Genomic DNA, 10,308 nt, shown 5'->3' with positions numbered 1-10,308 from the left:
CTGTTAACGATATTAAACGCGATGCTGCGAGATAATAGGCAATGGGTGACAAATTAATCATCACCCATTGACTTTAAACACAGCTGCTCTCCCCAAGGGAGAGGGAACTGGCCAGCCTTTACTGACGGGCATTAGAGCGAAAACTCTGGCTTATTTTCTTTTATGAACCCTACAAGAGAACCTCGACAGGGTTCGACATACGCGCATTGCAATTCCCCCAGGCAACATCGGCAGCCTCGACCATCAGCTTTCTTTGCACTTGCCACGCATAAAAATCAATCCTCTTTCCAGCAAATCACCCGCCTCACAAAAATAATTAATAAATCTAATCATTTTAAGCTATTTTTTATAAGCTGTGACAGCGATGGCGTCGAACCCTCAGCTCTACCACTCTCTATATCGACGCTTATCAAAACGTCATAAAAATATGAATTTAAACGATATTAAGGCCATAACAACCGGCCTCATTGTGGTTAAGCCACATTCCATCTTTAGTTTAAGGACAACATGATACTATGTCGAAAATCCCCAGTTCTCATCATCGTTTGCTTTCCTTAGATGTTTTACGCGGTATGACAATCGCAGGAATGATTCTGGTCAATAACCCTGGTTCTTGGAGCTACGTTTACGCTCCTCTCGGGCACGCCTCTTGGCATGGGCTAACGCCAACCGATCTGGTTTTCCCCTTTTTTATGTTCATTATGGGCATCTCTACTTATATTTCTCTGCAGAAAAGCCAATTCTCGGCCAGTTCAGCCACCATAACCAAAATTCTGACCCGAACTTTGGTTATCTTTATGATTGGATTATTCATTGCCTGGTTTGCCCTGTTTCTCAGAACCTCCTACAAGCTTACCGCTGAGGGGGTTGAGTTCTGGCAGCGAGTAGGGCCTTCGCTATGGAACTTTGAGCACATTCGTATTTTAGGGGTAATGCAGCGATTGGCTATCTGTTATGCAGCCACCGCGATTATTGCCCTGTTGGTCAACCATAAATACATCCCGCATATCATCGTCACGCTTCTGTTGGGATATTATGCCATTCTGCTTGCAGGCAATGGGTTTGAGCAAAGTGAGCAAAATATTATTTCGCAACTTGACCAGGCGATTCTTGGCGTCAACCACATGTACAAAGATGCAGGGCTGGCAATTGACCCTGAAGGATTGCTGAGTACGCTCCCGGCGATCGCCCACGTCCTGTTAGGCTTTTATTGCGGCAAAATACTCTCACGCACCAAGGATATTCAGCAGAAAGTACAGACGCTATTTATTATAGGCACCAGCCTGACCTTTATCGGCTTTTTACTCAGCTATGGTTGCCCGATTAATAAAAAGATATGGTCGCCCACTTTTGTGCTGGTGACTTGTGGCTTAGCCGCATCCTTCCTCGCATTGCTCATGTGGATTATTGATATTCAGGGCAAGAAAACCTGGTGCCGCCCTTTTGAAGCGTTCGGTATTAATCCACTTTTTATCTACGTCAATGCAGCCTTTCTTTCTTTGCTACTAAACACTATTCCGTTTGGCCGTTACGATTCGTTAGTCACGATTCATCAGCTCGTCTACGACGGGGTGTTAAGACCCCTATTAGGTGACTACCCGAGTTCACTGGCTTACGCCCTGTTGTTCCTCTGCGTTAACTGGTCGATCAGTTCAATGCTGTACCGCCGGCAAATTTATATCAAAATCTGACCCTCCCCCGAGTCTGACAGAGCTCACCGCTGCCAGACTCGGGGATTTCTTGAATATCTAAATAAAATGTTAAAAATTGAAAGCGTGATGAATTGAACGGCTACCGAACACAAGACCTGAACGAAAAGCCCTAACGGGCTTTTCGTTCATAAGCATCTGCGAAAAAATTGATTACCACATCAAATCATCGGGCACTTTAAAATCAGCATACGGATCGTCTTCATCCTGCTCTTCCTGACTCAGTGCGCTGTTTAATACAATACTGCTGGCATCTCGCTGCGCAATCTTATCGGCGACGCTCGCGGGGATGATGGCATATTCACTCTTGCCGCTGCTATCAACCACCAAACGCGCAATGGCGAGGCGGCCGTTAATCAGCTGAGCTTGCGTAGGCTTATCGACAACGATATTTTTAATTAAATTATTATCGGTGAAGTTAAAATCAATATCACCTTTTGCAATGACGACTCGGTTCATTTCAATGAGCTGCTTCACCTGCGCTTTGTATTCTTTAGATAAAGCAGCTTGTTTTTGCTGTTCGCTTAGCTGTCTATCACGCTCAAGTTGTGCTTTTTTATTTTCTTCTACCGCCTCTCTTGCCTCACGGGCCTGAACTCGTGATTTTTTAGCCGTTTTTTGGACCTTGGCCATTTTTTTGCTGGTCACTAATCCAGCTTTCAGCATCTGCTCTTGTAAGGTGAGTTTTGTCATCTTCGCTTCTAAACCCGTTGAATAATTTGTGGGATTATACCTGTAATTTTTGAGGCTGTAACAGGTTGCCGAATCCGAATGCTGTGTGGCCTATTTGGCAGAGTGAACAGAGGCTGCCCTCTGCTTCAGACACAGCGCTCACCGCACCAGGCTTACTGCCTGAAACTGTCCCCCAGCGGAGCCAACGACATCAACTGGCTGCTCACCACGCGATTCTTGCCACTGCGCTTGGCGGCATACAATGCCTCGTCGGCCACCTCTATGGCTTTTTCTACCGTCATTCCAGGTAAAAACAATGAGGTGCCGATGGAGATCGTCAGGCGGATTTCATTGCCCTCTTCTGTTCTAAAGCATGAACTCTCAACCTTGCTGCAAATACGTTCCGCCACCGCATGGATATATACCGGATCATGGCTGGCAGTAATCACGATAAACTCCTCACCGCCATAGCGCCCGACAAAATCCTCGCTGCGGACGCTGTCCTGCAAAATATGCCCAATTCCCGTCAACACGCCATCTCCCGCCAGATGACCATAGGTATCATTCACCTTTTTAAAATCATCCAAGTCCAACATCATTAAGCCACAAGGCTGACGCTGCTCATGCAGCACCATCATCTTGTAATCGATGCTGGCTCGATTATTAATATGAGTCAGGCTATCTATCGTGGCTTTATTACGCATGGCGAAAAAGGCATGAATGTGGCGCTCTTTAAAACTCAGAGCATGATAGCAAATAGCCAGGCAAAGGGCTGAGGCAGCCTGATACAGCAGAATATCGGGCCATAACTCATGGAAATTGACCTGCGTGCCGACAATGACAATACGGTAGAGCGTAATGATGCCAATGGTAAGATAGAACACACCGTTCGATTTTCTTTGCCATACCGCAGAAAACAGCAAGGGTAACACGATCGAAGCAATAAACAGATTATCGAGCGTGAATCCGCCGGTAAAAATAAAGTTCACCAGATAGCATGTCAGCCCACTGATACCACCACCAAAGAAGGTGGCGAGAATCATCGGGATCATGCCAAAGCTGTAATAAACCCCATGCGCAAACGTGAGCCGATCATGGTTCAGATAAAGCACCGCCAAGCCAGCCAGCGCGCCAAACAGCACGCGTTTCCACAGTTCAGAGCGGTGAGAAAACGGCGCATTCTTGCTCAGAGCAAAATAGCTCAGCGACAACGTGGCATAAGTGATGCAGGCATCACTGTAGAAAGAAGCGATCGAGGCAACGTATGTCATAAATATTCGGCATACCCCCAGATATCAGCTAGGTGATTTGTCACAAAAAATCCTTGTCTCGCCCGCGCCAAGTCACTGACATAATACTCACCATAATAATAGATTAGCAGTTCTAAGTTATGATGAGACTGTCTATAACGCTCCCTCAGATCAGGATAGTCTGTTCTCAATCTTGCCAAGGGGAAATGTCATGAATATCGAAGACGATTTACAAGCGTTAGCCATGCAGGAAACGGCATTAACCTTTCACCATTTCGATCACACCACCGCCTGGGAATTAGGCATCGCGCTGAAAACGGCGGCTGAACAGCACCATCTGGCGATCGCTATCGAAATCCAGCTTACCGGGCACACGTTGTTCTCCTACGCCATGCCGGGCACCACGCCAGATAATACTGACTGGGTGCGCCGCAAGCGCAATGTGGTTAATCACTTTCATAAAAGTTCCTATGCCGTCGGTCTGCGCCTGCAGCAGCGCCAAGTCACGCTGGAAGAGAGGTATGGCCTCAGCGTGCGAGATTATGCGGCCCACGGCGGTGCATTTCCGATCCGGCTGGCCGGTGCGGGTTGCATAGGGACAATCGCCATCTCCGGCTCGCCGCAGCGTGAAGATCATAATCTGCTGGTAGACACTCTGGCGCACTTTCTCGGCTTATCCCTGCCGGCCATGCACTAAACCGTAAAAATCACACTTATCCCTTCTATGCAGACCGGTGCGCCGGTCTGAACCCATTGTCAATGAAAGCAATAATAGCTGCATTGGTACAGGTCTAGATATCTGCCCGCAGAAAGGGGTATGGTATCTTCAGCTATCCGCGACGGACCTCATCTGGCCCGCCATTCCTTTCTCTTTTCTAGATTTGGTTTGCAACTTAGATGAAAACGCACGAAATTAACGGCATTCGCCCCTTCAGCGCGCTGATTGAAGCCTGTTGGCGGGAACCTTATTCACTTCAACGCCTGCTGAAAGATGCAATTGCCGGGGTCACCGTCGGTATTATCGCCATTCCTCTGGCGATGGCACTGGCGATTGCCAGCGGTGTTCCACCGCAGTACGGGCTTTACACCTCGGCGATTGCCGGGATCGTGATTGCCGTCAGCGGCGGCTCGCGTTATAGCGTCTCCGGCCCTACCGCCGCTTTTGTCGTTATTTTATACCCCGTTTCGCAGCAGTTCGGGCTTTCTGGCCTGTTGATTGCCACCATGATTTCCGGCCTGTTTCTGCTGTTGATGGGGTTGGCGCGCCTTGGCCGCCTGATTGAATACATCCCGCTGTCGGTCACCCTCGGTTTTACCTCTGGGATCGCCATCACCATTGCCACCATGCAGGTGAAAGACTTTTTTGGGCTTGCCCTGGCCGAAGTACCGGAAAATTACATCGGCAAAGTCTACGCCCTGCTGCATGCGCTGCCCAGCGTGGATTTCGGCGATACGCTGATCGGTATCGTTACCCTGTTAATCCTGATCTTCTGGCCAAAACTGGGGCTGCGGGTGCCCGGCCACCTGCCCGCGCTGCTGGTGGGAACCGCGCTGATGGCCATCCTGGCTCTGTTTGACCACCAGGTCGCCACCATTGGCTCCCGCTTCAGTTTCCAACTGGCCGACGGCAGCCAGGGGCAAGGGATCCCGCCGATTTTGCCACAGCTGGTACTCCCCTCGGATCTCCCCGCCAGCGGTGGCAAGCCAATTGAGCTGAGCTGGCACCTACTTTCTGCACTGCTGCCCGCTGCGTTCTCCATGGCGATGCTCGGCGCTATCGAGTCGCTTTTATGCGCCGTGGTGTTGGATGGAATGACCGGTAAAAAGCACCACTCCAATACCGAGTTGATTGGGCAAGGGGCAGGCAACATTATCGCGCCATTCTTTGGTGGGATTACCGCCACGGCAGCCATTGCCCGCTCAGCCGCTAACGTGCGTGCTGGAGCCACCTCACCGGTTTCGGCCATTATCCACTCGCTGTTGGTGTTGCTGGCGTTGCTGGTGCTCGCCCCTTGGCTCTCTTATCTGCCGCTGGCCGCGATGGCCGCATTGCTGCTGATGGTGGCATGGAATATGAGTGAGGCACATAAGGTGGTTTACCTGCTGCGCCGCGCGCCGAAGGACGACATTCTGGTGATGGTGTTGTGCATGTCGCTGACGGTGCTGTTTGATATGGTGATCGCCATTACCGTTGGTATCGTGCTGGCTTCGCTGCTGTTTATGCGCCGCATTGCACGCATGACGCGTTTAAGCGAACTGAGCGCGGAAAACGGCATTTTGGTGATGCGCGTCAACGGCCCGCTGTTCTTCGCCGCCGCCGAACGCATCTTCAGTGAATTGCTGTTACGCAGTGAGAACTATCACACCATCGTATTGCAGTGGGATGCGGTGCCGGTGCTGGATGCCGGCGGTTTGCATGCGCTGCAGCGTTATATTGATACCCTGCCCGCCGGTAAGCAGTTGGTGATCACCGATATTCCATTCCAGCCGCTGAAAACGCTGGCACGTGCGCGTATGCAACCCATTGAAGGGAAACTGCATTTCTACCCCACGCTGCCGGAAGCATTGGCTGCGCTCGGTACCCCATAAACAGAAAAGCCCGACACATCGTCGGGCTTTGCCTGCGCAACAACCATCAACTTAATTGCTGGTATCCAGCTCTGGGAAACTCTTCACCAGATCGTCGATGGCTTTCATCTGCACCAGGAACGGCTCCAGCTTATCCAGCGGTAACGCAGACGGGCCGTCACACTTGGCGCTGTTTGGCTCCGGGTGAGCTTCAATAAACAGCCCTGCCAAACCGACCGCCATACCGGCACGTGCCAGCTCAGTCACCTGCGCGCGACGGCCACCAGATGCAGCACCGAACGGATCGCGGGTTTGCAACGCATGGGTGACATCAAAGATCACCGGATGGCCACCGGTCACGTTCTTCATCACATTGATGCCCAGCATGTCGACCACCAGGTTGTCGTAACCGAAGTTGCTGCCGCGATCGCACAGGATCACCTGATCGTTGCCGCCCTCTTTGAATTTATCAACGATATTGCCCATCTGACCAGGGCTGACGAACTGGGGTTTCTTGACGTTAATCACCGCGCCGGTTTTTGCCATGGCTTCCACCAGATCGGTCTGGCGCGCCAGGAAGGCAGGCAACTGAATCACATCAACCACTTCGGCAACTGGCTGCGCCTGCGCAACTTCATGCACATCGGTGATCACTTTCACCCCGAAGGTGCTTTTGATTTCCTGGAAAATTTTCATCCCCTCTTCCAGACCGGGGCCACGATAGGAGTGGATGGAAGAGCGGTTGGCTTTATCAAACGACGCTTTGAAAACGTAAGGAATGCCCAGCTTTTGCGTCACGGTGACGTAGTGTTCGCAGATGCGCATCGCCAAATCGCGTGATTCGAGCACGTTCATACCGCCAAACAGCACAAACGGCAGGTCGTTCGCTACCTTGATGTCACCAATGCTAATTACTTTCTGTTTCATGCTTGCGCCTTATATTTCGGAATGAATTAGTGCAGCGTAACCTGCTTGAGTTCGATCGCGTGGATCTGGATTTTAATCACTTCACTGACCGGATCTTCAGGGCACTGCTCAACAAAATAGTTAAGATCGGAGATCGCGATATGGTTGCACTCTAACTGCGCGTAAATCAGCCCACGATCGCGGATCTCATAAGGGTCGTCCGGATCAAAGCTCAGCACGGCCTCACTGGCACGCAGTGCCAACTCCATCTGCTTCTCTTCCATCAGGGCCGCCTTCAGCGTGTCCAGCATTTTGCGCACCACCAGAACGTGTTCTGACTCATCCAGGTCGTCATCTTCCAGCTCCGCCCCCAGCCCCAGGTTGCCTTTGAGCCACACTTCCAACTGGTGCTCGTTCAGCGTTTCACCGTTCAGCGGGTTGATTAACCACATTTCTTCATCCAGCCAGTCGGCCCGCAGAATGAGCTGCGTGGGGAAAATCACCGGCATCAGCGGCAAATCTATTTGCTGCGCGATATACAGAAAAATCGTTCCTAATGACACCGGGGTGCCCTGCCGTGCTTCCAGTACCTTATCCAACCAGATGGCATCGGACAGGCGATAAACCCCTCTGGCACCGCCAAAACCCCAGGTTTTAAAGAACAGTTCAATAAGCGCATCCAGTTGCTGTTCCTGATTGAGATCGTCCGGGATGGCCGCTCGTGCTTCATCAGCCAGTTGCTGCAGCCTGCGCGCCACGTCAGCCGCAGGAAAATCTCGCCGGATGGCCTGTGACACCAGGATCACACCGTCACTCAAAGGTGAGGAGTTAAATTCGAAATCAGCAATGCTACTCATAGGTATCCCATCAGAAACGGTATTTTCGTCGTGGCAAGTTTAACGATCAGGTACAAACAGCCCAGAGCCAGAACAAACGCCAACGTGCGCAGATTCCAGCTCTTGGTCTTCTTGCCCAATGCGATGTAGCCAAGCAGGATATAGATAATAACGCCAAACAGCTTCTCGGTCAGCCACGAGTCCATGCTCAACAGGGGGTAAAATTTTAGCATTACCACCAATGCAATCCCGGTAAGGAACAACAGCGTATCGTTGATATGCGGGGTTATCTTTACCCAACGCTTCTGCATCATCGCCGAGTCGCGCCATTTCCAGAAGAATCGCAGCACAAACAAGATGATACTGATAGCTACCGTCAACAGATGCAGGTGCTTTAACGCCATGTAAGCTGCCATAGTGCTTCCTTATTATTGTGGTTTTTGGCCTAGAGTCACACGATCGTTACCGCCATAATCGCGGCAGGTTTCAATAGCCATAAATCCTGCTTCCTTTAACAACGCACGCACGCTTTCCCCCTGCTGCCAGCCATGTTCCAGCAAGAGCCAGCCCTGTGGCTGCAAGTGCTCAGGTGCCTGCTGCACGATCGCCGCCAAATCGGCCAGCCCGTGCTGGGCGGCAACCAGCGCGCTACTCGGTTCAAATCGCACATCGCCCTGTGCCAGATGGGGATCGGCGGCGTCAATATAGGGTGGGTTACTGGCGATGAGCGCAAACTGCCGCCCGGCAACTGGCGCAAACCAACTGCCCTGCCTGAAATCAGCATTGTTTATCGCCAGTTTTTGCGCATTATGCCGCGCCAACGCGACGGCATCAGGCTGCAAATCCACCCCGGTTATCTGGCAGTCTGGGCGTTCGCTGGCCAACGCCAACGCGATCGCCCCCGTACCGGTGCCGAGATCGAGGATCGCACAGGGTTCGGCGGGCAAACGCTGCAGAGCCAGTTCCACCAGGCATTCGGTGTCTGGCCGTGGGATCAGGGTTGCAGGCGAAACCGAGAGCGGTAGCGACCAGAACTCCCGTTCCCCAACCAGATATGCCACCGGTTCACCGCGTTCACGGCGGGCCAGCAGCGTAGCTAATTGCTCGCTTTGCGGTGGCGTCAGCAGGGTTTCGCCAAACGCCATCAAAAACGTGCGGGCACGGCCGGTAACAAAACCCAACAGGATTTCCGCATCACGCCTGGCGCTTTCACTCTCTGCCAGGCGCGCAACCGCGGTTTTCAGCCAGGTTTGATAGTCCATTACTCAGGTTCTGCCGACAGTGCCGCCAGCTGATCGGCCTGATACTCCTGCACGATCGGCTGAATCAGCATATCTAATTTGCCTTCCATCACTTCATCCAGGCGGTAAAGCGTCAGGTTGATGCGGTGATCGGTCACACGCCCCTGTGGGAAATTGTAGGTGCGGTTGCGATCGGAACGATCGCCAGTGCCCAGCAGGTTGCGGCGCGTCGAGGCTTCTGCCTGCTGGCGCTTCGCCACTTCGGCAGCACGAATGCGCGCCCCAAGCACCGACATCGCCTTGGCTTTGTTCTTGTGCTGTGAACGTTCGTCCTGACACTCCACCACAATACCGGTCGGCAAGTGAGTAATGCGGATCGCCGAATCGGTGGTATTAACGTGCTGGCCACCGGCACCGGATGAACGGAAGGTATCGATACGCAGTTCACTGGGGTTAATCTCTGGCAGTTCGGCCTCGGGTATTTCTGGCATCACCGCCACGGTGCAGGCAGAGGTATGAATCCGGCCCTGCGACTCGGTTTCCGGCACGCGTTGCACGCGATGCCCACCCGATTCAAACTTCAACTGGCCATAAACCCCGTCACCGGAAACTTTGGCGATCACTTCTTTATAGCCACCGTGTTCACCTTCGTTGGCACTCATGATCTCCACACGCCAGCGGCGCATTTCCGCGTAACGGCTGTACATACGGAACAGATCGCCCGCGAAAATCGCCGCTTCGTCGCCACCGGTACCGGCACGGACTTCCAGGAAGCAGCCACGCTCATCGTCAGGATCTTTCGGCAGCAGCAATACCTGCAACTGCTGCTCCAGCTCTTCCGTCACCGCTTTGGCCTGCTTCAGCTCTTCCTGCGCCATTTCGCGCATTTCAGCATCGTCCAGCATCATTTCTGCCGTCGCGATATCCTCCTGCACCTGACGCCATTCCAAAAAACAGCGGCTGACATCGGTCAACTGTGCGTATTCGCGCGACAAGGCGCGAAACCGATCCTGATCGGCAATAACCCCGGCATCGCCGAGCAACGCCTGTACTTCTTCATGGCGCTCTTGTAACGCTTCCAGTTTGGCAACAATAGAAGGCTTCATGCGTGGTTTTAAACCCTGTT

At 52.3% G+C, this 10,308-nt stretch carries 10 protein-coding genes; 3 read left to right on the top strand and 7 right to left on the bottom strand.

Going from position 1 to position 10,308, the window contains the following annotated elements; all coding sequences use genetic code 11:
• The first annotated feature begins 515 nt into the window (after positions 1-515).
• Complete coding sequence (locus WG891_RS24460; RefSeq protein ID WP_337264817.1) at positions 516-1,691, top strand: acyltransferase family protein; 1,176 nt, start codon at positions 516-518, stop codon at positions 1,689-1,691.
• 171 nt (positions 1,692-1,862) lie between these two features.
• On the opposite strand, the gene WG891_RS24455 is transcribed toward WG891_RS24460, so the two are convergent.
• Together WG891_RS24455 and WG891_RS24450 are read right to left on the bottom strand one after the other, a co-directional pair.
• Positions 1,863-2,402 carry a DUF2058 domain-containing protein gene (locus WG891_RS24455; protein WP_076940336.1) on the bottom strand — a complete coding sequence of 180 codons (540 nt, stop codon included), beginning with the start codon at positions 2,400-2,402 and terminating at the stop codon, positions 1,863-1,865.
• 152 nt (positions 2,403-2,554) lie between these two features.
• The gene (locus WG891_RS24450) at positions 2,555-3,652 is read right to left on the bottom strand and encodes a GGDEF domain-containing protein (RefSeq protein WP_337264818.1); all 1,098 of its coding nucleotides are present in this window, start codon (positions 3,650-3,652) and stop codon (positions 2,555-2,557) included.
• Positions 3,653-3,842: 190 nt separating this feature from the next.
• Between WG891_RS24450 and WG891_RS24445 the strand changes: the two genes are divergently transcribed.
• Together WG891_RS24445 and dauA are read left to right on the top strand one after the other, a co-directional pair.
• Positions 3,843-4,328, top strand: coding sequence for a heme-degrading domain-containing protein (locus WG891_RS24445; protein ID WP_337264819.1), 486 nt, complete (start codon positions 3,843-3,845; stop codon positions 4,326-4,328).
• Positions 4,329-4,528: 200 nt separating this feature from the next.
• Positions 4,529-6,220: a C4-dicarboxylic acid transporter DauA gene (gene dauA / locus WG891_RS24440; RefSeq protein WP_337264820.1), complete on the top strand. Its 1,692-nt coding sequence runs from the start codon at positions 4,529-4,531 to the stop codon at positions 6,218-6,220.
• A gap of 51 nt (positions 6,221-6,271) precedes the next feature.
• Here dauA and kdsA read toward each other — a convergent pair whose 3' ends face one another.
• Genes kdsA through prfA form a run of 5 tightly spaced genes read right to left on the bottom strand, consistent with a single transcriptional unit; the run spans position 6,272 to position 10,288 of the window.
• On the bottom strand, positions 6,272-7,126 hold the full coding sequence (kdsA, locus tag WG891_RS24435; RefSeq protein ID WP_337264821.1) for a 3-deoxy-8-phosphooctulonate synthase: 855 nt from the start codon (positions 7,124-7,126) through the stop codon (positions 6,272-6,274).
• Positions 7,127-7,152: 26 nt separating this feature from the next.
• Complete coding sequence (gene sirB1, locus WG891_RS24430) at positions 7,153-7,962, bottom strand: invasion regulator SirB1 (protein WP_076940341.1); 810 nt, start codon at positions 7,960-7,962, stop codon at positions 7,153-7,155.
• On the bottom strand, positions 7,959-8,357 hold the full coding sequence (locus WG891_RS24425) for a SirB2 family protein (RefSeq protein ID WP_337264822.1): 399 nt from the start codon (positions 8,355-8,357) through the stop codon (positions 7,959-7,961). Before WG891_RS24425 ends, sirB1 begins: the two co-directional genes overlap by 4 nt.
• Positions 8,358-8,369: 12 nt before the next feature.
• The gene (prmC, locus tag WG891_RS24420; RefSeq protein ID WP_337264823.1) at positions 8,370-9,203 is read right to left on the bottom strand and encodes a peptide chain release factor N(5)-glutamine methyltransferase; all 834 of its coding nucleotides are present in this window, start codon (positions 9,201-9,203) and stop codon (positions 8,370-8,372) included.
• Positions 9,203-10,288, bottom strand: a complete 1,086-nt coding sequence (gene prfA, locus WG891_RS24415; protein ID WP_076940344.1) for a peptide chain release factor 1 — start codon at positions 10,286-10,288, stop codon at positions 9,203-9,205. The genes prmC and prfA overlap by 1 nt, the downstream gene beginning before the upstream one ends.
• Positions 10,289-10,308: the final 20 nt, after the last annotated feature.

The organism is Serratia sp. MMO-28, assembly GCF_037199905.1.
GTDB classification, from domain to species: domain Bacteria; phylum Pseudomonadota; class Gammaproteobacteria; order Enterobacterales; family Enterobacteriaceae; genus Chania; species Chania oryzae.
The sequence above is the reverse complement of the archived record's forward strand: the minus strand, read 5'-3'. Positions and strand labels throughout refer to the sequence as shown.